Origin of the sequence: Orlajensenia leifsoniae (assembly GCF_004570845.1) — a bacterium.
Classification (GTDB): Bacteria; Actinomycetota; Actinomycetes; order Actinomycetales; family Microbacteriaceae; genus Orlajensenia; species Orlajensenia leifsoniae.
Genome location: NZ_SPQZ01000001.1, coordinates 613,988 through 638,211 on the forward strand (window position 1 = coordinate 613,988; position 24,224 = coordinate 638,211).

Genomic DNA, 24,224 nt, shown 5'->3' on the forward strand with positions numbered 1-24,224 from the left:
ACGACAGGCCGGTGACGACTCCACGGAGCATTCGAGCGAGGATGCCTGAGCTCTTCCGGCCACTTGGGCGCGCTTCGGATGATTCGGTCGCTGACACGTATCGCCGGTACAGCTCGTCAAGTTGAGCGGTGGTGAGTTTCTCGAACGCCTCCACGTGGGCGCGTTCGATTGTTGGACTCCTGCTTTCTCGCAGCATGGACTCGTACTCATCGACCGCGCGGGCGTCCTCGAGTGGCACGGTTCCCTTCCGGGGTTCAACCGAACGATGCGACCTCGTGCTCAGGATGCGATCAAACCGTCGCATGGTCTTCTCTCTTCTGCGCCGCGTTTGGATCCGCGAAGCTGGACTCATTTGCCGCCGACCGAGCGGAGCATGGGACCGTCCACTTGGTCTCTGCCTGTGGTAGCGCCCACTTAGCGTCTCTCGGCAGCCACCGCCGTCGAACCCGGGTGATACCCCGGTGCGCGCACTGGTCCAGCGTCCGCTCCAGGGTCTGTCACCGGCCATCACTCGGCCACGCGAGATGCTGTGCAGAAATCGGCCAGAGTTTGTCGGCGTGGCGATACGGCTGCGCGGGGAACGGCGCGAGCGGCGACAATCCACACCGCGCCAACCTCCACGCCGGCCGCCGTTGCACGCCAGCTCGGCGGCACTGCCGCGAGCATCAGTGAGACCTCTTGTGTCAGAACTCGCCTGAAACCGGTCCGGTGAGGTGTGTCACCGCGGCGGCGATGAGGCTCGCCACTGCGTCCGGGTGGGAGACCATGACGGAATGGGATGCTCCGCCGATTTCGACGGTGCTCAACGACCCGGCGCGCTCAGCCATGAACCGTAAGCCTGCCGGCGGGATGTTTTTGTCTGCCGACCCGTAGATGAACCAGGTCGGCAGGGTCTTCCAAGATGCGTGCGGCGCTGGTTGCGGCTCATTCAGGGCGAAGTCGCGGATCGGGCGTTGCGTGATGGCAGCGATCTGAGCCTCCGCCGGTGGAATGTCGGCGGCGAACTGTTCCGGGAAGAGATCTCTGTCGACGACGAGATCGTTCGTGCCGTCGTCGAGCGGAATAGCACGAATTGTGTCGCCGAGGGTGCTGCCGGGGAACTTGTTCGTCAGACCCAGAGATGTCTCGCCGTGATCGGGTGCGAAACCGGCCACGAACACGAGGCCCTTGACGTTGCGGTCGTCGGCGGCCGCCTCGGTGATGACCGTTCCTCCGTAGGAGTGGCCGACCAAAAGCACCGGCCCTCCGAGCGAATCCACAATGCGCCGCACGTTCTCAGCGTCGGTGGTCACGCTGCGCAAGTGGTTCGGCGCTGCAACGGCGGCGATCCCGGTGCTGTGCAAGTGTGTGAGCACACCATTCCAGCTCGCGGACTCGGCGAAGGCGCCATGCACGAGGACAACGGTGATGGTCTCAGGCATGGGTCATCTCTTCTCTGCTCGCTACGGATCGGGCGGCAGGTCGGCCGTATTGCTCCAGCAGACGCAGCCAGATCTCACTGATGGTTGGGTAGGCGGGGACAACATGCCACAGCCGGTCGATCGGAACTTGGGCGACGATCGCAGTGGTGGCTGCGTGCAAGAGTTCGGCGACGTCTGGCCCCACGAAGGTGGCGCCGACCACGACGTTGTGTTTGGTGTCGACGATCATTCGAGCGGTGCCGTTGTAGTCGTCTCGGGAGAGGCTGGCGCCCGCGACGAAACCCAGGTTGTAGTCGAGGACGCGAATCTCCATGCCTGCTGCTCGAGCTTGGTCAGCGGTTAGACCGACTGCGGCGATCTCCGGGTCGGTGAACACGACCTGAGGCACGGCAACGTGGTCGGCGGTTGCGACATGCGTTCCCCATGCCGTGTCGGAGATCAGCAGCCCCTTGGCGCGTGCGGCGATCACATCTCCCGCAGCTCGTGCTTGGTATTTGCCCTGGTGGGTCAGGAGCGCCCGACCGTTGACATCCCCGACTGCATAGAGCCAGTCGTATCCAGGGACCCGCAAGGTGTCGTCGGTGGCGAGCCAGTGACCGGGTGAAAGGCCGACAGTTTCGAGGCCGAGGTCGTGGGTCGCAGGCGCTCGGCCGGTAGCGATGAGAACCTCGGCGGCGGTGACGGTGCCCCTGGTGGTTTCGATCACGACACCGTCCGCGGTGCGGTCCAGCCGGATGGTGCCCGTACCGGTCTGAACGCGGACGCCGCTGGAGCGCAGCGATTCCGCGACGCGATCGCCGACGAAGGGTTCGAGACTTTCTAGGAGGTTGCCTCGCGCGATGATCGTCACATCTGCCCCGAGGGATGAATACGCTGTCGCTATTTCGGTGGCGATCACGCCACCTCCGATGATGGCGAGGCTTGCGGGGATGCTGTGTGTGCTTGTTGCTTCTCTACTCGTCCAGGGTCGTGCGGCACTGAGCCCTGGAATGTCGGGCATGCTCGCGATGGATCCGGTTGCGATCGCTATAGCATGACGAGCGCTGATGACCACGGCTTCGCCGTCGGCGGTGACGGTCACTTCGCGCTCTCCGCTTATGCGTCCGCGGCCGCGAACGAGTCCGATGCCCGCACCCTGAAGCCACCGCACTTGGCCGGTGTCGGACCAGTTGTGGGCGAATGCGTCACGCCTCCGCAGCACTTCGGGCACGTTCAACGTGCCCGTGACGGCTTCGGCGGCGCCGGGCACCGCCTGGGCGGCGCGCAGCGCTTGGCCAGGACGAAGAAGCGCCTTGGACGGCATGCACGCCCAGTAGGAGCATTCTCCTCCGACCAGGTCTTGCTCAACGATGACGGTCTCGAGCCCGCCTTGCACGGCCCTGTCGGCGACGTTCTCACCGACAGGGCCGCCACCGATCACGACAACGTCCACGTGGAGGTGTCTCATGAGTCAGCCTTTCCGATTGTGTAATCCCTTGCAGCGAGCCCATGAGTCATGTGGTCGGCGTACCACGCAGCCCACTGTTCGTCGTATCGGCCGGCGAGTTGCTCGGCTTCGTACGTGCCGTGCGCGGTGGCAGCGTGGGTGAGAAGGCTCTGAAGCAGCGCCCCGATTTGTTCTTCGGTCAGGTTCGTCATCTGCGTTCTGGGCGCCGTCATCCTTCTTGGATCGATTTCGGGGCGTGCCGGGAGTGGCTCCGGCAGGTTCGCGCGCCTCACCACCAGTCCCCCAGGTCGCCCCAGCCACCGAGGCCGGAGCTCCCGGCGTCCCAATCGACCCAGATAGCCGACGCGAGTGAGTATTCGGCGATTGTGTAGAGGAGTGAGGATTGCATCCAGGCGTCCGCGCCGGGGTTGTCCGGGTTGCCGCCGAGTATGCGTCTGAGCGTGCCGGGCTTACGCACCTCCGTTTGGGCTGCAGAGCGTGCGAGGCTGCGCGGGTGGGCGTCGGCGGGTCGTTCGGTCCTGCTAGGTGCGGCTGCGGTGAAGCGGTCGAACAGCAGGTCCAGCTGGGCGGGGGTGAGCTTTTCGAAGGCGTCAATGTGGACCTGCTCGATGGTGGACGTTGGGGCGGTGCGCAGCATTCGTTCGTATTGCTGGACCGCCAGCGCGTCTTGGCGGGTCGGGCCTTCCGGCGGCTGCTCTTGTACCAGGTCTGCTTTACGTCCGAGGATGCGGTCGATGAGGTTCATGTCGTCGCTCGTCTCGTTCAGCGCCCGGGCGCCCGGGTGACGATCTGCTGAAGCGTCCATCGGTTGCCGTCGGGGTCGGCGAAAGACGCGTAGGTACCGTAACTGTCCCTGTCTGGGTGCGGTCCGGGGATACGATTCGTCTCCCCAGCCCAGTGGAAGACACCATCAGCGTCGTGCCAGAGGTCGCTGACTGCTACACCCCGGCGAAGCAGCTCGTCTCTCGCCTCGACGATGTCGTCGGTGATGAGGTGAAGACCGTCCGCGGTCCCCGGCGCAGCGTCGGTGAGATGCGCTCCGAAGATGATCGACGCCTCGGAGCCCGGGGGCGTGGCCTGGACGACTCGCAATCCTTTCGCGGACACGAAGTCCGCATCGAGTCGGAACCCGAGCTGCTTGTAGAACGCTTTGGAGCGGTCCGCGTTCGCGACAGGGATGACGACGACTTCGAGTTTCAGTTCCATGCTTTTTCCGATCTCGTGGCGGCGGTGGCCGGCTACTTGGTTTTCAGAGGCTGGCGGAAGGACTTCGCCAATGTGGATGGACCCACGATCGGCAGCAGTGCGGCGAGCAGTTTGCCGGAGAAGGCCGTGGGGGTGCGGGTCAGTTCCACGTCGATCTGGGTGCCGCCGACGATTGGGGTGAGCTGGAAGACCCAGCCGCCACCGGGGCCGAACACTTTGGAGTCGTGCGTGGTGATTTCGACCCGACGCTTAGCGGGATCCCATTCGTAGCGGGCGCGTTCCCATGCGGCGGCGGTCCCTTCGGTCACCTCCGCCCAGGTGTCACCGAGCTCGTGCACTGTGAAGTGTTCGGCGTCGATCGAGGGCCAGTTCTTCGGGCGGTCCGAACTGAAGTCGGTCAGCACGGCCAGTGCTGCATCGGGGGAAAGGGTGGAGGTGAGCTGGAATCGTATGACGGTCATGGTGTCCTCATCGTCGGCAGGTACTGTTTCGGGCGGTCGGATGGGGCCGCTGACCCCAAACGGATCAGCGGCCCCGTAGTTCATCGGAGGTTGGTCAGCGCGACCCCGCCCCAGAACAGGCAGTGGTGCTGAGCGGAGAAGTTGGTCTCGACCTTCGACGTGGGCGCCTGGAGCGAGAGCACCCGCTGGTGGAGGACGTCGAACTTCGGCCAGTCCTGCCCTGCTGTTGCGGGCGACCCGGTCGCGGCGAACTTGGTCCACGCCGCCCGCATGGTGGTTGCGAGCGCCTCCTGGTCGGTGTTGAGGGTGGCGGGCAGTGCGTTGGGCAGGTCGAAGAGGTACTGCAGCTCCGACTGGTGGGTTGCCGTCGTGGGGAGCGGCGGGGACGGGATGAAGCGCTCGGGTGCAGTGTTGTCGTTGAAGTCGTACGCGTAGGTAGGCACGTACAGTGACGCTGCGGAGTCGACCGCGAGGGCTGGGCACGAGAAGTTCGCGTCGGAGTTCGCCGCGCTGAACGCGAGAGCCGGCTGTGCGTACTTCGAGAGCGGGTACTGGGCCGCGATCGCCGCCGCGGTGGCCGAGGAGACACCGAAGTTGGACGCGAGAGTCGCCTTGTAGTTGGCGGCTGTGATTCCCCCAGCCGGCAGCACGCTGGTCGCCCCGTTCGTGACGCTCAGGCCGATCCCGGTAAAGAGTCGCTCTTCTTCGGTGTTCGAGCCATTGATGATCGGGACCCGGTTGAACTGGCCCTTGGCGATGGCGCCCAGCACGGACTGCTTGAGAACCGCCCCGTCGATGATTCCGGGGGTCACCGACAGCGGCTGGTTTGCCACCAGCGTCGCCACGGGAACCTGCCTGAGGCAGTCAGCGCTCTGGTCGGCGCAGCCAACTGCGGTTGCGCTCGCCTGACCGGCGGCCTCGGCTGTTGCCAGCGAAAGCTGCTTCGGCGCGAATGCACCGCTCTCGATGATCGCCCGCTGGAACAGGCCCTTGGCGCTCGGCGAAGCCAGCTGCGCGAGCACCGACAGACCGCCTGCGGACTGCCCGTCGATGGTCACGTTGTGTGCGTCACCGCCGAACTGGGCGATGTTGGCCTGGACCCAGCGGAGTGCTGCCTGCTGGTCCATGAGACCGTAGTTTCCGGCCGGACCGCCGGGCTTGTCTGCCAGCGCCGGGTGCGCAAGGAACCCGAGCAGCCCCAGCCGGTAGTTGATCGTGACCACGACTGCGCCCGCTTTCGCGAGCTTGGTGGCGTCGTAGTCCGCTCCCTCACCGAGTTCGAATCCGCCACCGTGGATGAAGAAGATGACGGGCAGAGGGCCGCCCTTCGAGCGGGCGCCGTCCGGTGTCGTGACGTTGAGGTAGAGGCAGTCCTCGCTCTGCCCGTTCGGGCTCGGCGGCTGCTGCGGGCACACCGGCGAGAACGTCGAGGCGTCCCGTGCACCGGTCCACTTCGCCGCGGGCTGCGGGGCGCGCCACCGCAGGTTCGCGGTGGGCGGTGCAGCGTAGGGAATGCCGCGGAACTCGGTCACGCCATCGCCGATGATGCCCTTCAGCTGGCCGCCATCCGTGTCGACGACGGCTGGGCCGGCAGGAGACTGTTCGGCCGCTCGCGCGGAGCCAGGGGCGAACGCCCCGCCGGCGATGATGAAGGTGAGAGCTGCGAGCGCAGTGAGGGCACGCAGACGTGAGCTGCGTGAGACGGTCGAGCGGCTAGCTGCCGCTGACGCCTGGGGGGACGATGGGCCGGGTGAGTAATCGATGGGATTCATGTCACTGAGGCTCTCGGTACTGGCGAGGTCGTCGCACCCGTGTCTACCCCCGGGCGACACACGTGTCCTCCGGTCGACTCGCGGGGAAGTCGACGAGAACAGCCCCCTTCACGCCCGCTTCCTGCGCAGGAAAGACCAGTGACAGTCACTGGCGCGACCGGTTTGGCGTTCCGGAAGAGTAGGGCTGGTTCGGGCCGTGTTGGAGTCCGCGTAGCTAGGAGTGAATTGTTGATGGAAATGAGACTCGAGATCGTGGTTCTGCCGGTGTCGGATGCCAGTCGCGCGAAGTCGTTCTATGTGGCGTTGGGCTGGCGCATCGATTCCGACACCACGAGCGAGGACCTACGCGTCATTCAGATGACTCCGCCTGGGTCGCGCTGCTCGATCGTGTTCGGTGTGGGCGTCAGCTCCGCCGCTCCGGGAAGCGCACAAGGACTGATGCTGAGCGTCACCGACATCGAGGCGGCCCGTGCCGACTTGCGTGCCCGCGGCATCGACATCAGCGAGATCTTCCACGACGATGGCGGCGTATTCACTCATGCGGACCCGCTATACCGGGTTCCGGGGCTCGACTCGCTGCGTCGGAACAATACGTCGTTCGCGTCCTTCGCCGATCCCGACGGCAACGGATGGCTACTTCAGGAGAACACAGCACGGATCTTCTCCGCAGCTGACCGCGTCCCGCATGCTTGAATGACGCCCATGTCGGTTTACTCAGATTCCCCGCCCCGGGCTGGAAGCGTGGGGCATGATCTGATCGGGCGGGAGCAAGAGTGTGCCCGGCTGGCCGATCTCGTTGCCCGCGTCCGCGGAGGCAACAGCGAAACCCTCACGCTCATCGGCGAAGCCGGTATCGGCAAGTCCGCCCTCCTCGACTACGTGGGTGACCGTGCGCGCGGCCTCTCCGTCATCGGAGTCGTCGGTGTCGAATCGGAGATGGAACTGGCGTACGCCGGTGTGCATCAGCTCTGCGCCCCTCTGTTGGAGCATGTAGATGGCATTCCCGAGCCCCAACGCGAGGCTCTCACCACCGCATTCGGGATCTCCAGCGGTCGAACTCCGGATCGTTTCCTGGTGGGGCTGGCTGTGCTGAGCCTCCTCTCGGAAGCCGCGCAACAGCTCCCCGTCATCTGTCTCGTGGATGACATACAGTGGCTCGACGAAGCCAGCATCCAGACCATTGCGTTCGTCGCACGTCGGTTGCGGGCGGACGCCGTTGGCATCGTTCTCGCTCAGCGTGACACGGCTGTCCAAGCAGATCTCACCGGCCTGCCTCGACTTCCGATCCGCGGCCTCTCCGATGTGGATGCGCGCGCGTTGCTCACCTCGGTTGTTACGGGACCACTCGACGAGAGTGTGCGCGAGCGGATCGTTGCCGAAACGGGCGGGAATCCGCTGGCAATTCGTCAGCTGCCTCTCGGGCTCAAGTCAGACGAGATGGCCGGCGGCTTCGGACTCTCGGGGCTCGGCGCACTGAGCGCGCGGATTGAGCAGAGCTTCCGGCGACGCCTCGAGCCGATGCCGGCGGCAACCCGCCGATTGCTGCTCGTGGCTGCCGCTGATCCTGGGCAGGACGCCGTCTTGATCTGGCGTGCGGCTGAGCAGCTCGGCGTGGTGCCGGCAGATGCTGATCCCGCCGTCGCCGACGAGTTCGTCAGTTTCAGTGGCCAGGTGCGGTTCTGCCACCCTCTCGCGCGATCAACCGTGTACAAAAGCGCGTTCCCCGACGAGCGAAGAGCGGCACATCAGGCATTGGCGGATGCGACCGACCCGGCCGCAAACCCCGAACGGCGCGCCTGGCATCGCGCCCACGCATCGTCTGGACCGGATGAAGACGTCGCCGCCGAACTCGAGAGGTCCGCTGAGTACGCGCAGGCCCGCGGAGGTCGCGCGGCCGCTGCGGCGTTCCAGGAGCGCGCCGCGGAGCTGACGCCCAACCCGGAAAGGCGCGCGGAACGTGCGCTGGTTGCTGCGAAGTCGAAATACGAGGCAGGTTCCCCGGAACGCGCTCTGCGACTCCTCGCGATCGCCGAGTCCGGCTCGACCAATGAGACGCTTCTCGCCCGCGTCGAGTTGCTGCGTGCTCAGGCTCTGACCAAGCTCACTCCTGGTGACGAGGACCTGCTTCTCGCCGCAGCCAAGAGGCTGGCGCCGGTGGATCATCGCCTCGCCCGAGAGACCTACCGCGATGCGTTCCGTTCGGCTCAGGTCGTCGGACGCCTGGGCCGATCAGGAGCGACCGCCGAAGTAGCACGAGCGATCCTCGCGAGCCCAGCCACGGGTCCCGCGAACGCGTGCGACGGGATCCTTGACGGGCTGGCAACGGTGATCGTGGAGGGCCATTCCGCAGGTGCTCAGTTGGTGATGCGCGCACTGGTCGAGCTTCGCGACAACGAGCCGTGCACGGAGGCCACCCTGCCGTGGTTCCCGTTCGCCTCTAAAGCGGCTCTGGACGTGTGGGACGACGAAAGCGGGCGGGCGCTGGCAGCACAGATGACTGCATTTGCTCGAGAACGTGGGGAACTCAGCTCGCTTCAGATCGGGTTGATCGTCTCCGTCGGCCACCTGGTGTTCGCTGGGGATCTGGCCGCCGCGCAGGCTCTGACTGATGAGAGTGCGCTCATCGCCGAGGCGACCAACCTCCCCAAGCCCGCCTACAACCAGGTCATGCTCGCGGCCTGGCGCGGACAGGAGGAACAGGTGACCTCCATGATCGCGAACGCGACACCAACCGCCATCGAACGTGGAGAGGGCCAATGGCTCACCCAGAGCGGATGGGTGGAGTCCGTGCTCAACAACGGACTCGGCCGATACGACCGGGCATTACTGGCGGCCGAAGAAGGCAGCCGCTACCCGAACGAACTCGGAATCGCGAACTGGTCGATGGTCGAACTCGTCGAAGCAGCCGCGCGGAGCGGCCAGCCGGAACGAGGGATTGAGGCTGCACGACGCCTCTCCGAGATGGCGCAGGCTAGCAGGACAGATTGGATCGGCGGCGTCGCCGCACGCTCCCGAGCGCTCCTGGCCGACGGCTCGGCCGCGGAGGACGACTACCGACTGGCGATCGAGCACCTTGAGCGCACCAGCTTGCGTATGGAACTCGCGCGCGCACGGTTGGTGTACGGAGAATGGCTTCGTCGCCAGAACCGACGAGTCGACGCCCGGGAGCAACTCCGGTCTGCGCACACCGTGCTGGATGAGATTGGAGCCCACGGCTTCGCCGCGCGAGCCCGCCGCGAGCTGGCAGCTACCGGCGAGAAAGTGCACAGCAAGGCGCGGGGCTCGCAGGCAGACATGACCTCTCAGGAGGTTCAGATCGCCCGACTGGCTGCGAGCGGTCAAACCAACCCGCAGATCGCTACGCAGATGTTCGTCAGCCCGCGAACTGTCGAGTGGCATATGCGCAAGATCTTCAGCAAGCTCGGTGTGACATCGCGACGAGATTTGCCCGGAGCGCTCGACTCTGCCGGTCTGGCTGCCGTCATAGGTCGTAGTTGAGACCATTTGCTGATTACCGATCCGAATGGCCCCACCAACGATAATGACGCACGCGTCGCACGCTGAACTCGCGATGGTCTAGTCCTTGACAGAGGGATGTGCTTATATGCCGGGATGGGGATACTGACTACGACCGCCGGTGTGACGAGCGGTGAACAAGGTCGCCCTGCCGCATTGATCGGACGGCGCCGTGAGTGCGCGAAGCTGGCTGGGCTCCTCGACCACGTTCGTTCCGGCACCAGCCAGGCCCTCGTATTGAGTGGTGAGGCGGGAATCGGCAAAACGGCACTCCTCTCCTACGTCAGGGAGCAGGCAAAAGGGTGTGCAGTGCTGGAAGCTGCAGGCGTGCAATCCGAAATGGAACTCGCATACGCAGGACTGCATCAGCTGTGTGCGCCGTTGCTGGGCCACCTCGCGACCATCCCACAACCCCAACGTGAAGCGCTCAGTACCGCGCTCGGACTGTCCAACGGGAACGCGCCCGACCGGTTCCTCGTGGGCCTGGCTGTGCTCAGCCTTTTGGCTGAGGCGTCACGTGAGCGCCCTTTGGTGTGCATCATTGATGACGCCCACTGGCTCGACCAAGCGTCCTTGCTCACGATCGCGTTCGTAGCGCGGCGGCTGCGGGCCGAAGCAGTGGGGATGCTCTTTGCCGTACGAGAACTGGACGTTGATGAGGCGCTGAGCCCCCTACCGAGAATCAGCGTGACCGGCCTCTCTGAAGCGGCATCACGACAATTGCTTACCACGGCCATTGCGGGACCGCTCGATGCAACTGTTCGCGAGCGAATCGTGGCGGAAACGCACGGCAACCCTTTGGCGCTGCTACAGCTGCCGTCAGGTCTGACCATGGAACAGATTGCTGGAGGATTCGGGCTTTCTGGTCTCGGTGCACTCACGAACCGCATCGAGCAGAGTTTCCGTCGACGGTTAGCGACGATGCCTGCAGCTACATTGCGCTTGCTGACGATCGCGGCCGCCGAGCCCGGTCAAGACGAGGCACTCATCTGGCGGGCGGCAGACCGTCTCGGCGTTGATGTGAAGGACGCCGAGCCGGCCGTGGATGACGGGTACGCAACCTTTTCCGGCTACGTGCGCTTCTGCCACCCCCTCGCGCGATCAACCGTGTACAAGGCGGCCCTGCCGGAAGAGCGACAGGCGGCGCACCGCGCTCTGGCTGACGCTACCGACCCCACGGCAGAACCTGAGCGAAGAGCATGGCATCTCGCCCAAGCGAGCTCCGGGCTGGACGAAGCCGTGGCAGCCGAGCTCGAGCGGTCCGCTGACTCGGCTCAGGCGCGCGGTGGGCAAGCGGCAGCGGCCGCATTCCACGAACGAGCAGCAGAACTGACGCCCGATCCGGCCCGCCGAGCAGAACGGGCTCTGGTGGCTGCCAGATCGAAATACGACGCCGGCTCCCCGGAGAGGGCTCACCGTCTACTGGCGATCGCGGAGATTGGCGCATCGTCGGAGCACCTCAAAGCCCAAATCGAGCTGCTGCAAGCCCAGATCTCCAGCCGTCTCCATCCAGGAGATGGCACACCCCTTCTGCATGCAGCGGCGCGACTAGAACCGATCGACCTCGCTCAGGCCCGCGAGACCTACCGAGATGCGTTTTACGCCGCCCTGACCGCGGGTCCTCTAGGCCACCCAGAATCGATTGCCCAGGTAGCAGCGGCAGCACGAACCTCAACGAAGCAAGCGCCCGCCGAGAACGCCTTCGAGGTCGCACTCGACGGGTTGGCCAAGATCATTGAAGATGGATACGCCGACGGAGCACCGCAGGTGAAATCGGCTCTGGCGGCCGCACGCAGCAGCAGAGAACTGTCGGACTCTGATCTTCGATGGATGCCCTTCGCTGGCCGCCTCGCGCTCGATGTTTGGGATCCGGACAGCGCGTTGGACTTCTCCACGACGATCATCGAGTCGGCCCGCCGTCGCGGCGATTTCAGCACGTTGCCCACAGCGTTGCTGGGCGGCATCGGGTATCTGCTGTTCGCTGGAGACCTCGCAACCGCCTCAATGTTCGCTGACGAGTGCGAGATGATCGGCGACAACATCACTATCCCCACATTGCCTTTCGGGCGACTGGTGGTAGCGGCGGTGCGAGGGCAGGAATTAGAAGTGGTGTCCCTCGTCGACCGGGTCACCCCGGTCGCGATGGCCATGAAAGGAGGGCAATGGCTTACAGCCACGGCCTGGGCCGAAGCCGTCCTGTACAACGGCCTCGGCCGCTTCGACCGAGCTTTGGCTGCTGCCGAGCGCGGCAGTCGCAACCCAAACGAACTGGGCTTGGCCTCCTGGTCGATGGTGGAGCAAGTGGAGGCAGCTGCCTGCTCCGGCCATCCCGAGCGGGCGGTGGAGCCGATGCGGCGTCTGACCGAGATGGCTAAAGCCTGCTCAACCGACTGGATCCTTGGCGTTGCGGCACGGTCGGAAGCACTCCTGGCAGAAGAGGAGGACGCTGAAGTGCTTCACCGAACCGCGATCGAGCATCTTGAGCGCACGCAAATGCGGACGGACTGGGCACGGGCGCAACTTCTTTACGGGGAATGGCTCCGACGCCAAGACCGACGAACAGAATCCCGGAAGCACCTCCGGCAAGCCCACGACGCGTTCACAGAAATCGGAGCAGAGGGCTTCGTGGACCGTGCACGAGGCGAACTCCTCGCAACCGGCGAGAACGTCCACCGGCTGAGCTCAGGAAATCACGTCCAGCTGACAGAGCAAGAGTTGCAGATTGCTCACCTCGCCGCTAGCGGCCTCACCAATCCACAGATAGCCACGCGGCTCTTCATCAGCGCTCGCACGGTCGAGTGGCACCTTCGGAAAGTCTTCGTGAAGCTCGACATCAAGTCGCGCCAGGGGTTGAACAAGGCGCTCGAAGACAGCCCGGTCACCCAACGACCAGTGAATGCGCGGCTGCTGACAAACGCACCCTGACACGTTCCAGATTTAGGGCGCAGTGGCAATGGCGTCTCTGAGCTCAGCGCGAGCGAGTCGCGACGCGGCAACCCTGCCGGCGAACAGAATCACGATGCCGAGCACAACAGCGAGCGAATAGAGCACAGCCGCACCGGTGAAGACCCCATGAAAGCCTGCGATGAGCTCCAGCCTCTGGGGACTTGGTGATGGCGCCGCGGCAACGAAGACGACCGTGAGGATTGCAATTCCGATCGACCCACCTACCTGATGAGCAACGTTTACAAGCCCCGAGGCTGCACCTGCGTCCTCGGGTGCAACACCGGCGACTCCGGACTGTGTGAGCAGGATGATCGCGATGCCCTGACCGATGCCGAGAAGGAGGAGAGGAAGGACCACGTCGGGGTAGTAGTGCGTGCCCGGGCCGATCCGCGACAGCCACACAACACCCACGAGGGCGACAAGCAGCGCCGCAACGAGAACGACGGGGCGCCCGAACCGGTGTTGCAGCGGCCCGACGACGTAAGCCATCGCGAAGAACATTCCCGTGATGGGCACATATGCAATTCCCGTTTCCAACGCGGAAAGCCCGAGAACCTCCTGCAGATACTGACTCAGGAAGTAGAAGATTGCCGATGTTGCCCCCACAACCAGAACACGTCCGGCGTACGCCCCGGATCGCTCCAAGCTGGCGAACAATCGAAGAGGGGTGATGGGCTGCTTCGCGTGGCGCTCGATCAGGATGAAAGCGAGGAGCATCACCGCAGCAAGTGCGAAACTCGCCCACGAATAGATATCACTCCACCCGACTTCGGCGGCCTGAACGAACCCGAAGACCAGAGCCGACATGCCGGCCGTGGACGTGAGCGCACCCCAAATATCCAGTCGACCACGAGCTTTCACTGATTCGTGAAGGACTCTGGGCGCCAGGATGAGAATCACGATGCCGATGGGAACGTTTATCAGCAACCCCCATCGCCACGAGAGCAGATCCGTGAACAGGCCGCCGACGATGATACCGACGCTGGCGCCGGCGCCGATGACCGCACTGTACAGGGCGATAGCCCGCCCCCGCGCGAGAGGGTCTGTATAGAGATCGACCAGCAACGCCAGGGTCGACGGAACTGCGAACGCGGCCGCTGCACCTTGAACGGCTCGTGCGGCGATCAACCAAGGTGCGCCGACGGCGACGCCGGCTGCGAGAGATGCCACCGTGAAGAGCCCCACGCCGAGCAGAAAGACCCGCTTACGGCCCAGCAGGTCTCCGGCGCGTGCGCCGACGAGTAGAAGGCCCCCGAAAGCCAGAGCGTAAGCATTCTGGACCCACGACAATCCGGCAGCAGAAAACGCGAACTCACGCTGAATATGCGGCAGCGCTGTGGTCGTAATGGATGCATCAAGCACCATCATGAGCTGACACCCGAGGATCAGCACGAGTGCGAATGTCTTGTTGCCGTCGGTGCGTACCGAGCGTTGCATGGTGGTGGTTCTCCTCACCATCTAAGGGATTCGTGTGGCTGGTCGCGATCGGCGTGCCTGTGTTGGCGGATGCGGCAGGAGCGAGCCGCCGGACTCTTGCCTGCCCGGCGGCCCGGCGGCCCACCTATCTCGTGCGATGTCGGCTCTGCCGCGGGCTCGATACCCGTGCGAAGCGTCCATGTCGGTTTGAGATCTAGGAGGCTTTCGCGAAGTCGGTCTTGGCCGCGAACAAACGGGAGGCGTCGAAGTCAGCCTGCAGGTCATCCATCTTCGTTTGGATGCGTCGCATGGCATCGCTCCCGAGGATGATGCGGTGCATGGTCGGGTGACTCGTGAGCTGTTCGAAGAGCACCTCAGCGGCTCGCTTCGGGTCGCCAGGGAAGATGACGTCTCTCAGCATCTCGACGTTCTGCATCGCACGGAAGAAGTTGCCGGACGAATCGTCGTAGTCCGGGATCAGCTCGCCGGAGAAGTGCGTACGAGCGTCGATGCCTGTGAGGAAGGAGCCGGGCTCGACGAGCACGGCCTTCAAGCCGACGGGTTCGATCTCCTGCCACAACGACTCGGTGAGACCCTCGAGCGCGAACTTGCTGGCGGAGTAGAACGCGTTGCCGGGAAGGCTGGCGATGCCGTCCATCGAGGACATGTTGACGATCATCCCCGATCGACGCGCTCGCATGCCAGGAAGGGCGAGCCGCAGCAATTCCACGGCGGCGAAGAAGTTGACCTCGAAGACCTGTCGGTAGTCTTCCTCGCGCTGCTCTTCGATCGCTCCGAGATAGTCGATGCCCGCGTTGTTGACGAGGAAGTCGATCTTCCCGAAGCGCTGCTCGGCGCGGGAGATGAGGCTCTTGCGCTGCTCAGGGTTGGTGACATCGACGCCCACGACGAGGGCGCTCTCGGGGTACTGGGCCGCGAGTTGCTGCATCGATTGCTCGTTCCTGGCAGCGAGGACGACCTCGTGACCTTCGTTCAGCACATGCGATGCCAGGTCGTGGCCGAGTCCGCTGGACGCTCCGGTGATCAGCCAGGTGGGTGTGGTGCTCATGGTGGTTCTCCTTCTTGATGGATGGTGGGTTCTTCGGGGCTGAGGTCAGGCGTCTGCCGGGAAATCGGCGGACGCACTCACCGTGGCCCACTTCTCGGTCTCCGCTGCTCGCACTTCGGCGGCCTTGCGGATCAACCCGAGGGCGCCGGCCCCCAGTACCAGCCGCATAGGGAGATCGCCGCCATGCACGGTATCGACGATGATCTGGGCGGCGCGGGCGGGGTCCCCAGGTTCTTTCGCGGAATTGGCGGCCCGGTAGGTGTTCATCGCGCCGACCGTCTGCTCATAGTCGGGGCCGACGGGCGCCAACTTCATTGATGCGCCTTGCCAGTCCGTGCGGAACGCACCCGGTTCCACGATCATGACTCGGATGCCGAGCGGTTTGACTTCGTTCGCGAGCACTTCAGAGAAGCCTTCGACGGCGAACTTTGCGGTTTGATAAGCGCCCATGCCTGGCGTACCGCCGACGCGACCGCCGACGGATGAGAACTGCACGATGACGCCCGAACGCTGCGACCGCATGACGGGCAACGCCGCCTTCGTCACGTTGACAGTGCCGAAGAGGTTCGCCTCGACCTGGGCCCTGAAGTCAACGTCGGTCATCTCCTCGATGGGTGAGCTGTTCGCGAACCCGGCGTTGTTCACGACGACGTCGAGGGATCCGAACTCTCGAACGGCGAAGTCGATGGCGGCGGCAGCGGCATGGGCGTCTGTCACGTCCAGAGGGAAGGTGCGCACCTGTTCGCCGTACTGGTCAACCAGGTACTGGAGCTGTTCGCGTCGCCGTGCGGTGGCGACAAGATGATCGCCCCGCTCGAGAACCGCTCGGGCGAGCTCCTTACCGAACCCGCGTGAACTTCCGGTGATCAACCATGTCTTGCTCATGATCCTTGTCCAATCTCTTTTTGAGCGGCCGCCAGAGTGCGGTCCGCGATGTAGCAACTGTCAACACGCTGCGCGTCGCCTGATCTCGTAGCTCTCGCTCGATCGCCGTCAGACACGTCGGTTCCTTCGCACCCCTATGGGCGAGTTAGCTTGGAGGCCTCTTCGGCACGTGCTGCCACGACCATGACCGTGTAGTTCGACGCTTCGAGTGTCTTGAAGCTGGAGAAGTCGCGGCGGCCGTGGGTGACACCGTGGGCGATGGCCCCGTACAGAGCTCCAGCGACGGCACCGACCGCGAGGCCTGCGAGGAGGCCGACGATCCATACGACTCCGGAGGAGAAGATGGTCAGGAACCCGCCGACGAACAAGCCGAACCACGCCCCGCTGGCGGCGCCTTTCGCGGCTGCTTTGGGCACCGTCAATCTGCCGGTTACCTGCTCGACCGAGTGAAGGTTGTTGCCGACTATCCGCACCTGCTCCATCTCGAATCCGGAGTCGGAGAGGTCGTCGACGAGTCCTTGCGCGGAGTTGTAATCGGGGAAGGTTGCGAGGTCTGCGTACGCGAAGGTCTGATCGGTGTTTGACATGGTGTCACCCAGCTTCTGTTGAGGAGGTTTCATCGATGGTCGCGGGGCCTGAGTAGGTGCGACCCGCTGGAGGCCCCGAGGTGCTCATAACTACCGTGCCCATGTCGGGTGCCTCTCGGCGCCCGTAGGTGTCCCTAGGCGACACCCGGGTTCCCGGCCGACGCGGCAACTGGGGCTCGTTCAGATCGTCCGCGTACGCGGCAACGCCGCTGCGTCAAGCACGCTGGTCAAAGACCGGGCGGCCATTCGCCGCGAGGTCAGCGACGGCGGCGCGAAGGGGCGATCACGGCAAACGCCGATGCCGCGGTCAGCCCGAATACGAGGTGAGCAGACAAGTCATCGCGGAGGGTGCGAGCGTCGTACTTCCAGATCGGCCGGTAGACCTTCAGCAGCGGGAGGATCGCGTAACTCGTGAGCCAGGCGGCGGGGCCGAGGGCCACTGCAAGGAGTCGGGCATGCGGGAACACTTTCTTCGCAACGGTGTAACTGAGGCCCCAGCCGACGCCGGTGGCCCAGTGCACCAGATTCGTCGCGGGCCGCGCCCAAGTATCGGGCGGCGTCTCACCGAGGACGAACTCCGCGGCTCTGCGGCCCACCTGACCGGGCGCGGAAGCGGACTCCCAATCGTTGACGGCCTCGGCAAACTCCCATTCAAGAAGCCGCGCGGTACCAGCCTGGCGCCGGTACCGCAGGTACCAAACTGCGTCCATGGCAGCGGTGCCGAGCACGCCTGCGACTAGCCCGGCGGTGAGAGCGCGAACGATAGTCATGAGAGAACCCTTCGAGTGACGTTGGTTCGGACGAGCTCGATCAGCTCATCCGCGCGGCCAGAGAGCACGCTGCGGGTCGCGTACAGCGCAACCCCTTCGACTTGGGATTTTCCGATGCGCGGAGGAAACGCAAGTTCCTGTCGTGCTGTCATGACCTCGACGAGCGCGCTCCCGTCGTGACTGAATGCGGCGCGCAGAGCCGTTCCCAATTGGGCGGGTTGGTCGACTCGCTCCGCATGCATGCCCAAGGCCCGCGCTATCGCAGAGAAGTCCGGATTCGTCAGTTCGGTTCCGAAGTTGACGAAGCCCGAAGCCTTCATCTCCAGCTCGACGAATCCGAGCGCACCGTTGTTGAAGACGACCATCTTCACGGGCAGATGCAGCTGCTGCAACGTGAGCAGATCACCCAGCATCATGGCCAAGCCGCCATCCCCGGAGAGAGTAACTACCTGTCGCCCGGGGTGGGATGCCTGGACGCCGATCGCGTGAGGCAACGCGTTAGCCATGCTGCCGTGATTGAACGAACCGATCAGCCGGCGACGCCCATTCATCCTCAGGTAACGAGCCGCCCAGATGACCGGCGTTCCGACATCGGGGATGAACACGGCGTCGTCGTCTGCGATCTCGTCGACCATACGAGCTACGAACTGCGGATGGAGTGGCGAGTGGTTGTGCTCCTCGCGCGCCAGGTGGTCGAGTTCATGTCGAGCCTTTGCATAGCCGCGGAGCGCCTTATCGAGATGCGTGCGCCCGCTGTGAGCGCGTAGACGCATCGCGAGCGCCGCGAGTGTGGCCTCGGTAGTTCCCACGAGAGGAATGTCGACCGCGGTCCGCCGCCCGATCTGTTCACCGCGAATGTCGATCTGGATCACGATCGCATGCTCCGGGTAGAAGTCACGGTAGGGGAAGTCGGTGCCGATCATGAGCAGGACGTCGCAGTCGTTTATTGCGTGGAATCCAGGGGCCAGGCCCAGGAGTCCAGTCATCCCCACGTCGTAGGGGTTCGCCGGTTCAACGGACTCCTTGCCTCTCAGAGTGTGGACGACCGGGGCTTGTAGTCGCTGCGCGACGGCGATTAGCTGGCGGTGTGCCCCCTCACCGGCGCACCCGGCGCCGGCCAGGATCGTCACCCGTTCCGCAGTATCGAGGACTCGGACAGCTTCGGCGAGTTGCTCTTCGCTAGGAACCGTGATCGAGGCAGTGGCGCGAATCGGGGTGATGGATCTCGTCCACGGGATGTCGGCGAGGAGGAGGTCTCCTGGGATGACGACAACCGCCACACCGCGCTTCTCCAGCGCGGTGCGCATTGCGATCTCCAACACATACGGGAATTGGTCGATCGTGGTCGCCAGCTCGCTGTACACGCTGCATTCTCGGAACAGTTCTTGCGGATGGGTTTCCTGAAAGTAGTTCGTGCCGATCTCGCTCGACGGTATGTGCGCCGCGATGACGAGGACCGGTACTCGAGAACGTTGAGCATCGAACAGCCCGTTGATCAAGTGCAGGTTTCCTGGACCGCAACTCGCTGCAGCGACGGCCAGGTCACCGGTCACCGCCGATTCTCCGGCCGCAGCGAATGCTGCGGCCTCTTCGTGGCGCACGTGCATCCAGGAGATGCCGCCGTGGCGACGTATCGCTTCGGTGAGGCCGTTCAGCGAGTCTCCCGGGAGACCGTATATGCGTCTCACTCCTGATTCCGCCAGGGTTTCGACAATGAGCGCTGCGATGGTGTTCGACACTCCGACCTCACTTCGTTCTGTTCTGGCAACGGTCTCAGCAGCGCAGATAAGTACGCACCAGTGGGTGTCCCCGGTCGAACCCCGGTCTCGCCTGAACCGGTGTGGAACCCGGGGAACCACACGGGCGCCCCGGGCCCGGGCGAGGAGCGACCATGAGCCATGCACTCACCACACCAGCACCAGCACCAGCACCAGCACCAAAGAATCATCACCGAAGTCGAGAAGAGCGATCGGTGGTGAGCGAGCTGGGCTCGACGCCTGAAGTGGTTGAGCGTCTGCTCTCACGGTTTCCTGGCGCGCCACGGCCAGTAGTCGAGAATGCAGTCCTGGCCGCCGAGCGTTCGTTCACCGGCGCGCGAGTGCGCGGGTACTTGCCGGTGCTCGTCGAACGGGCTGCGCGCACGACTGTGCAACTCATGGGCTTCAAGGAAACTCGGGAGACGAGGGACACGGCGGGTGGCCCACCCGGGGACCGGCTTCCGCCAGGCCATGTGTCCATAGAAACCATCTTGAACGCGCACATCGGCTTTGGTGACTGACCACCCTCGGCGCGCAGCACGCTGGCAACTGGCCCCTGAACGTAGGTCGGTTTGTGCCGGCCACGGACCAAACCAGCAACAACTCGGGAGATGTCATGTCGATTGAACGAGCAGGTGTTCGAACAAGTGCCGATTCAGTTGAAGATGGCACACTGGCTGGTCGCCAACGGTTCAGGACTTGGCTCCTGACTGGGCTGTCGGATTCGACCGGCACCCACCAGGGGCCGCATGCGGTGCGCGTGGAGCGTACACATTCCTGGTGGCGAGTGATGTGCCTGACCGGTGTGGACTACTTCTCCACGCTGGGTTACCAACCGGCCATCGCCGCTCTGGCAGCCGGGCTCATCTCACCATTCGCCACCGTCGTGCTCGTCGTCCTCACCCTGGCGGGCGCCCTACCGATCTACCGTCGGGTCGCGGAGGAAAGCTTCCGTGGCTCAGGGTCGATCGCGATGCTTGAGCGGCTACTGCCATGGTGGGCGGGAAAGTTGCTCGTGCTCGTGCTGTTGGGGTTCGCCGCGACCGATTTCATCATCACGATCACACTGTCCGCTGCGGATGCCAGTGCCCATGCGATCGAGAACCCGTTCGCCCCGGCCTGGTTCCATGGCAATGAGGTTTTCATCACCCTATTGCTCGTCGGCCTGCTCGGGGCCGTGTTCCTCATGGGGTTCCGTGAAGCCATCGGCATCGCGGTCCTGCTGGTGGCCGTCTACCTGGCTCAGAACGTGATAGTCGTCTCAGTTTCGATCGTCGAGGTCTTTCTGCACCCGCTCGACGTGACCGATTGGTGGGCTGCGTTGAACGCCGAACACGGCAATCCGTGGATCATTGTTGGAATCGCCTTGTTGGTCTTCCCGAAGCTCGCCCTTGGCCTGTCGGGCTTCGAAACCGGTGTCGCTCTCATGCCACAGATCACAGGAAAGCATGACGACACAGAGGACCGCCCTCAGGGCCGCATCGTCGGAGCGAAGCGCCTGCTGACGACGGCAGCCATCATCATGAGCGTCTTCCTCATCACCTCCAGCGTCGTGACCACCTTCCTGATCCCGCAGGCCGAGTTTCAGGCCGGCGGAGCAGCGAACGGACGCGCCCTCGCTTACCTCGCGCATGAGTACTTAGGGCCGGCCTTCGGCACCGTCTACGCCATCAGCACCATCCTTATTCTTTGGTTCGCCGGGGCGTCGGCGATGGCTGGGCTGCTCAACCTAGTCCCCCGCTATCTGCCGCACTACGGCATGGCGCCCAACTGGGTGCGCGCAGTGCGCCCTCTCGTACTGGTGTTCACCGCCATCGCGTTCCTGATCACGATCATCTTCCAGGCCGATGTCGACGCCCAGGGCGGCGCCTACGCAACCGGTGTGCTGGTCCTGATCAGCTCCGCGGCGATCGCCGTGACCTTGTCATCTCACCGCAAACAGCAGCGCCGACAGACCGTCGCCTTCGCCACCGTCTCGGTCGTGTTCATCTACACCACCGTCGCCAACATCTTCGAACGGCCCGACGGCATCCGAATCGCAGCCCTTTTCATAGCCGGGATCCTCGTCGTGTCACTCGTCTCGAGAGTGCAGCGTTCCTTCCAAGTGCGAGCCACATCGGTCACGTTCGACGCGACCGCCCGCCGTTTCATCACCGAAGACGCACAGCTCGGAGAGGTGCTGATCATCGCGAACGAACCCGACGATCGGTCCGGCGAGGAGTACCGCAAGAAGACCGACGACGAGCGCCGACTCAGCCACATCCCATCGACCTCGTCCACGATCATTCTCGAGGTCCACTTAACAGATTCTTCCGACTTCGAGGAAGACCTGCGCGTGGAGGGCGTCGACGTCGACAAGTACCGCGTCATGCGGGTCGCCAGCGGCAACGTCCCGAACACTCTCGCCGCCGTTCTGTTGGGGATCCGGGATATCACGGGCGTCGTGCCGACCATCTACTTCGAATGGACGGAAGGCAACCCGATCTCCAACATGTTCCGATTCCTCGTCACCGGTAGCGGAGAGGTCGCACCCGTCACACGCGAGGTGCTGCGGGAGTCCGAGACAGATCTCAAGCGCCGTCCCCAAGTGCACGTCAGTTGACGGGAGGGCACGAGGCAGGCCGCCATCGTTGCATACGCCAGAGCGGGCCTTCTGGAAGAGACCGAAGGCGCATCGCCGAGTGGACGGTCGCCCACTCAGTAGCACCCAAGGACGATTCAGCCATAGGTAGGTGCTGCCTCAGTGCAAAGAACGGTCATGGGTCAGCCCTTCTGACCTCTTTTGCCGGGCGTGGTAGTTGGCCTATCTCTTGGACATAGCTGGTCGTAGACGGTCTGTCATCGCGACAGTTGAGCCCGTAGGCGGATCCCTTGGCGCAGTGCGACCCTAGCCCGGGCTGAAGCACGCGAAACACTGTCCGCAAATCGACCTGTCGCTATGCTGACGAAACCAGCGAAGGGGGTCAAATGCCAACGTCGAAACTGTTGTTCTGGGTCGGGGGTTCTCTCACCGGAATATGGATACTCCTAGCCATCCTGACTGCCCTTGCTCCTGAGATCTTCTACTCCCAGACTCAGAGCTCTCTTCTGTGGATCCAACTCGTCAACGCGGTCCAGTTACTCGCCGTCGTGTTCGGCGCGTCCCTCGTCGGAGCCGGCTTGGTGATCCGCCGACTGGAACTCACGGCCCCCACTGACGTCGGCTCTCCTGTCGACGTACATCATGAGCCAAACCTCGAAGTGTCCTGATTCAGCGTCTTCCAGCTTTTCGACGCCCGTGCAGGGATCCACTTGCGCGCCCGTGAAGGCCCAGCTGCGGGCAGAGCCCTAACAGTGTCAGCCGAGCATGGATGGTCCGGCGTACTAGCGTGAATGATCATGACGGATGCGGACCCTGACCTCACCAATCTGCCCCGATTCCTCGAGCACTTGGAACAGAGGGATGCCGTGGCAGCCTGGTTTGCTCGTCGATTGGTCGACGCGGGCGGAACTGTTCGCGTCTTCTGGGGGCCCCAACAGATGGATGTCTGGGAGCTCCGCGTACAGCGGGGTCAGATGATCGTCCGGTTCGGAGTCGAGCGCGGCTACTCGGATGGGGTGATGATCGCGCGTGCAGACGCTCACGCGTCATGGAACGACCTCCGGCCGATGCGCCTCGCGGTGCTCGCATGGGCGCGCGCTAATGGCATCCCCCTCCGTCTGAGCGACCCAGAGGATCTTGACGTCGACCTGACGTCCGTCGGGATCGTGGCGTTGGACTGGGTCGGCGCCGGTCACGATACGGAGGTCGAACGCGTCTGGCGCGCGTGGCACGAGTACCGGCAGCAGGTCGACCTACTCCAGGGACGTACACGCGGACGACCAGATGGATCTGACCTCGCAGCAGTCAAGGCCGCAGGGATCGCCGCGCTCGAGGCGGCTGCTCGATCAGTCACGTAACCCGAACTCGGGCAACGAGGCAACCTAGTCAAGCGCCGTTGCCAGCGGCGCTTCTCTCGGTACGGTGTTCTCCATGGACGGACCGGAAGAAGCAGAGGGTGTCTACGAATACGGCGGCCGGGTCTACAGGCTCGAGGAGCGTGACTCCGAACGGTGGACGGTGACCGCTGATGACGGGCAGGACGTCGGCGTGCTCGTCGCGCTGGCCGGGCCTGGGCGGAATGGTCCGGAGTACACCATCGACCTGCCGGGCGAGGAAGGACGGGTGGGTGAACCGTCGACCGATGATTGGCGGCGCGCCTTGCAAACACTCATCGACGAGTCGGTCCCTCCGGTCGGAGGCTGACGCTTCAGGCCGCTGAGGCTAGATCTGTACGGCGAGGTAATAAATCGCGAACACGCAGTATCCGATCCACGATGCCGTGGTGAGGATCGTGTTCGCGATGATGAGCTTCCATGCTCCGACGCGTTCCCGGACGGCGTAGCGCTCCGATCCGACGACGGATGCCGAGTAGATCGAGGGGACGTTCACGACGATCGCGAGGAGGGCGGCGACGACAGCGAAGGCGCCGAACGCCATCATGCTGAATCCCTCGGCCGAGGCTGAGGAAAAGCCAGAGCTGAGTATTTCGTCCCAGCGCAGGCCCCAGACCGCCACCGCGACGAGGGCTGCGAGCATGACGATTGCGGTCGTCATCGATGCACGCTGGCGGAACATGCCGAACCTCACGGCCACATGCGTCTGTTCAGGCTCACCATCGTTCCGTGCGGCGCGTCGGCGCCAGCGTCGCGCGGAGAGCTCGCGCGCGGTGATCGCCACCACCGTGTACGGGATCGCGACGTAAGCGGCGATGAACCCGACGTAGAGAGCGACGAACATCCCACCAGTGAAAGCGCACAGCACGAACCCCACACCGAGGATCAGCAGCGTGTTGAAGATCGCGGCGAGAGCCCCCAGGTAGCGCTTCGTGGGCAACTGTGTGGGCTCGGTTTCGGTCACGTTGTCTGCCGTTGGAACGCTGCTCATTCTTC

The 24,224-nt window shown here is 64.2% G+C and carries 21 protein-coding genes; 7 read left to right on the forward strand and 14 right to left on the reverse strand.

Annotated elements, in window-relative coordinates; genetic code table 11:
* Positions 1-683: 683 nt before the first annotated feature.
* The 6 genes from E4M00_RS03020 to E4M00_RS03050 all read right to left on the reverse strand — a co-directional run bounded on the left by E4M00_RS03020 (position 684) and on the right by E4M00_RS03050 (position 6,307).
* Positions 684-1,421 carry an alpha/beta fold hydrolase gene (locus E4M00_RS03020; protein WP_135119004.1) on the reverse strand — a complete coding sequence of 246 codons (738 nt, stop codon included), beginning with the start codon at positions 1,419-1,421 and terminating at the stop codon, positions 684-686.
* Complete coding sequence (locus E4M00_RS03025; RefSeq protein ID WP_135119005.1) at positions 1,414-2,868, reverse strand: dihydrolipoyl dehydrogenase family protein; 1,455 nt, start codon at positions 2,866-2,868, stop codon at positions 1,414-1,416. The genes E4M00_RS03020 and E4M00_RS03025 overlap by 8 nt, the downstream gene beginning before the upstream one ends.
* 268 nt (positions 2,869-3,136) lie before the next feature.
* Positions 3,137-3,613 carry a hypothetical protein gene (locus E4M00_RS03035; RefSeq protein ID WP_135119007.1) on the reverse strand — a complete coding sequence of 159 codons (477 nt, stop codon included), beginning with the start codon at positions 3,611-3,613 and terminating at the stop codon, positions 3,137-3,139.
* A 17-nt stretch (positions 3,614-3,630) separates the two neighbouring features.
* Positions 3,631-4,074, reverse strand: coding sequence for a VOC family protein (locus tag E4M00_RS03040; RefSeq protein ID WP_135119008.1), 444 nt, complete (start codon positions 4,072-4,074; stop codon positions 3,631-3,633).
* 32 nt (positions 4,075-4,106) lie between these two features.
* On the reverse strand, positions 4,107-4,535 hold the full coding sequence (locus tag E4M00_RS03045; RefSeq protein WP_135119009.1) for a hypothetical protein: 429 nt from the start codon (positions 4,533-4,535) through the stop codon (positions 4,107-4,109).
* An 80-nt stretch (positions 4,536-4,615) separates the two neighbouring features.
* Positions 4,616-6,307, reverse strand: a complete 1,692-nt coding sequence (locus E4M00_RS03050; protein ID WP_135119010.1) for a carboxylesterase/lipase family protein — start codon at positions 6,305-6,307, stop codon at positions 4,616-4,618.
* A 231-nt stretch (positions 6,308-6,538) separates the two neighbouring features.
* On the opposite strand from E4M00_RS03050, the gene E4M00_RS03055 reads away from it, so the two are divergent.
* The 3 genes from E4M00_RS03055 to E4M00_RS03065 all read left to right on the forward strand — a co-directional run bounded on the left by E4M00_RS03055 (position 6,539) and on the right by E4M00_RS03065 (position 12,748).
* Complete coding sequence (locus E4M00_RS03055) at positions 6,539-7,000, forward strand: VOC family protein (RefSeq protein WP_135119011.1); 462 nt, start codon at positions 6,539-6,541, stop codon at positions 6,998-7,000.
* A gap of 48 nt (positions 7,001-7,048) precedes the next feature.
* Entirely contained in the window at positions 7,049-9,805 is a 2,757-nt protein-coding gene (locus E4M00_RS03060; protein ID WP_204772953.1) for a helix-turn-helix transcriptional regulator, read from the forward strand.
* 141 nt (positions 9,806-9,946) lie between these two features.
* On the forward strand, positions 9,947-12,748 hold the full coding sequence (locus E4M00_RS03065; protein ID WP_204772954.1) for a helix-turn-helix transcriptional regulator: 2,802 nt from the start codon (positions 9,947-9,949) through the stop codon (positions 12,746-12,748).
* A 12-nt stretch (positions 12,749-12,760) separates the two neighbouring features.
* Here the strand turns inward: E4M00_RS03065 and E4M00_RS03070 are convergent, their stop codons facing one another.
* The 7 genes from E4M00_RS03070 to E4M00_RS17790 all read right to left on the reverse strand — a co-directional run bounded on the left by E4M00_RS03070 (position 12,761) and on the right by E4M00_RS17790 (position 19,538).
* Positions 12,761-14,227, reverse strand: a complete 1,467-nt coding sequence (locus tag E4M00_RS03070) for an MFS transporter (protein ID WP_240036806.1) — start codon at positions 14,225-14,227, stop codon at positions 12,761-12,763.
* A gap of 172 nt (positions 14,228-14,399) precedes the next feature.
* The gene (locus E4M00_RS03075; RefSeq protein WP_135119014.1) at positions 14,400-15,254 is read right to left on the reverse strand and encodes an SDR family NAD(P)-dependent oxidoreductase; all 855 of its coding nucleotides are present in this window, start codon (positions 15,252-15,254) and stop codon (positions 14,400-14,402) included.
* Positions 15,255-15,299: 45 nt separating this feature from the next.
* Positions 15,300-16,139, reverse strand: a complete 840-nt coding sequence (locus E4M00_RS03080; protein ID WP_135119015.1) for an oxidoreductase — start codon at positions 16,137-16,139, stop codon at positions 15,300-15,302.
* Between the two features lie 134 nt (positions 16,140-16,273).
* Positions 16,274-16,726 (reverse strand): YflT domain-containing protein, encoded by a 453-nt coding sequence (locus E4M00_RS03085; RefSeq protein ID WP_135119016.1) that lies wholly within the window; start codon positions 16,724-16,726, stop codon positions 16,274-16,276.
* Between the two features lie 257 nt (positions 16,727-16,983).
* Complete coding sequence (locus tag E4M00_RS03090) at positions 16,984-17,496, reverse strand: hypothetical protein (RefSeq protein WP_135119017.1); 513 nt, start codon at positions 17,494-17,496, stop codon at positions 16,984-16,986.
* Positions 17,493-19,235: a ubiquinone-dependent pyruvate dehydrogenase gene (poxB, locus tag E4M00_RS03095; RefSeq protein ID WP_135119018.1), complete on the reverse strand. Its 1,743-nt coding sequence runs from the start codon at positions 19,233-19,235 to the stop codon at positions 17,493-17,495. Before poxB ends, E4M00_RS03090 begins: the two co-directional genes overlap by 4 nt.
* 165 nt (positions 19,236-19,400) lie before the next feature.
* The gene (locus E4M00_RS17790) at positions 19,401-19,538 is read right to left on the reverse strand and encodes a hypothetical protein (RefSeq protein ID WP_167756801.1); all 138 of its coding nucleotides are present in this window, start codon (positions 19,536-19,538) and stop codon (positions 19,401-19,403) included.
* Between E4M00_RS17790 and E4M00_RS18245 the strand changes: the two genes are divergently transcribed.
* The 4 genes from E4M00_RS18245 (at position 19,499) to E4M00_RS03110 (ending at position 23,538) form a co-directional block, all read left to right on the forward strand.
* Complete coding sequence (locus E4M00_RS18245; protein ID WP_420813410.1) at positions 19,499-19,774, forward strand: three-helix bundle dimerization domain-containing protein; 276 nt, start codon at positions 19,499-19,501, stop codon at positions 19,772-19,774. The two genes, E4M00_RS17790 and E4M00_RS18245, sit on opposite strands and share 40 nt — an antisense overlap.
* A 269-nt stretch (positions 19,775-20,043) precedes the next feature.
* Complete coding sequence (locus E4M00_RS03100; protein WP_240036832.1) at positions 20,044-21,855, forward strand: APC family permease; 1,812 nt, start codon at positions 20,044-20,046, stop codon at positions 21,853-21,855.
* Between the two features lie 776 nt (positions 21,856-22,631).
* Positions 22,632-23,192 carry a hypothetical protein gene (locus E4M00_RS03105; RefSeq protein WP_135119019.1) on the forward strand — a complete coding sequence of 187 codons (561 nt, stop codon included), beginning with the start codon at positions 22,632-22,634 and terminating at the stop codon, positions 23,190-23,192.
* 73 nt (positions 23,193-23,265) lie between these two features.
* Positions 23,266-23,538 (forward strand): hypothetical protein, encoded by a 273-nt coding sequence (locus tag E4M00_RS03110; RefSeq protein ID WP_135119020.1) that lies wholly within the window; start codon positions 23,266-23,268, stop codon positions 23,536-23,538.
* A gap of 18 nt (positions 23,539-23,556) precedes the next feature.
* On the opposite strand, the gene E4M00_RS03115 is transcribed toward E4M00_RS03110, so the two are convergent.
* Positions 23,557-24,219 (reverse strand): hypothetical protein, encoded by a 663-nt coding sequence (locus tag E4M00_RS03115; RefSeq protein WP_167756802.1) that lies wholly within the window; start codon positions 24,217-24,219, stop codon positions 23,557-23,559.
* Positions 24,220-24,224 lie beyond the last annotated feature (5 nt).

Coding starts and splice junctions, on each gene's coding strand:
- E4M00_RS03100 (WP_240036832.1), top strand. CDS start 20,044: ATGTGCCTGACCGGTGTGGACTACTTCTCCACGCTGGGTTACCAACCG.
- E4M00_RS03055 (WP_135119011.1), top strand. CDS start 6,539: ATGGAAATGAGACTCGAGATCGTGGTTCTGCCGGTGTCGGATGCCAGT.
- E4M00_RS03105 (WP_135119019.1), top strand. CDS start 22,632: ATGACGGATGCGGACCCTGACCTCACCAATCTGCCCCGATTCCTCGAG.
- E4M00_RS03050 (WP_135119010.1), bottom strand. CDS start 6,307: ATGAATCCCATCGATTACTCACCCGGCCCATCGTCCCCCCAGGCGTCA.
- E4M00_RS03090 (WP_135119017.1), bottom strand. CDS start 17,496: ATGACTATCGTTCGCGCTCTCACCGCCGGGCTAGTCGCAGGCGTGCTC.
- E4M00_RS03080 (WP_135119015.1), bottom strand. CDS start 16,139: ATGAGCAAGACATGGTTGATCACCGGAAGTTCACGCGGGTTCGGTAAG.
- E4M00_RS03040 (WP_135119008.1), bottom strand. CDS start 4,074: ATGGAACTGAAACTCGAAGTCGTCGTCATCCCTGTCGCGAACGCGGAC.
- E4M00_RS03085 (WP_135119016.1), bottom strand. CDS start 16,726: ATGTCAAACACCGATCAGACCTTCGCGTACGCAGACCTCGCAACCTTC.
- E4M00_RS03020 (WP_135119004.1), bottom strand. CDS start 1,421: ATGCCTGAGACCATCACCGTTGTCCTCGTGCATGGCGCCTTCGCCGAG.
- E4M00_RS03110 (WP_135119020.1), top strand. CDS start 23,266: ATGGACGGACCGGAAGAAGCAGAGGGTGTCTACGAATACGGCGGCCGG.
- E4M00_RS03070 (WP_240036806.1), bottom strand. CDS start 14,227: ATGGTGAGGAGAACCACCACCATGCAACGCTCGGTACGCACCGACGGC.
- E4M00_RS03115 (WP_167756802.1), bottom strand. CDS start 24,219: ATGAGCAGCGTTCCAACGGCAGACAACGTGACCGAAACCGAGCCCACA.
- E4M00_RS03045 (WP_135119009.1), bottom strand. CDS start 4,535: ATGACCGTCATACGATTCCAGCTCACCTCCACCCTTTCCCCCGATGCA.
- E4M00_RS03025 (WP_135119005.1), bottom strand. CDS start 2,868: ATGAGACACCTCCACGTGGACGTTGTCGTGATCGGTGGCGGCCCTGTC.
- E4M00_RS03075 (WP_135119014.1), bottom strand. CDS start 15,254: ATGAGCACCACACCCACCTGGCTGATCACCGGAGCGTCCAGCGGACTC.
- E4M00_RS03035 (WP_135119007.1), bottom strand. CDS start 3,613: ATGAACCTCATCGACCGCATCCTCGGACGTAAAGCAGACCTGGTACAA.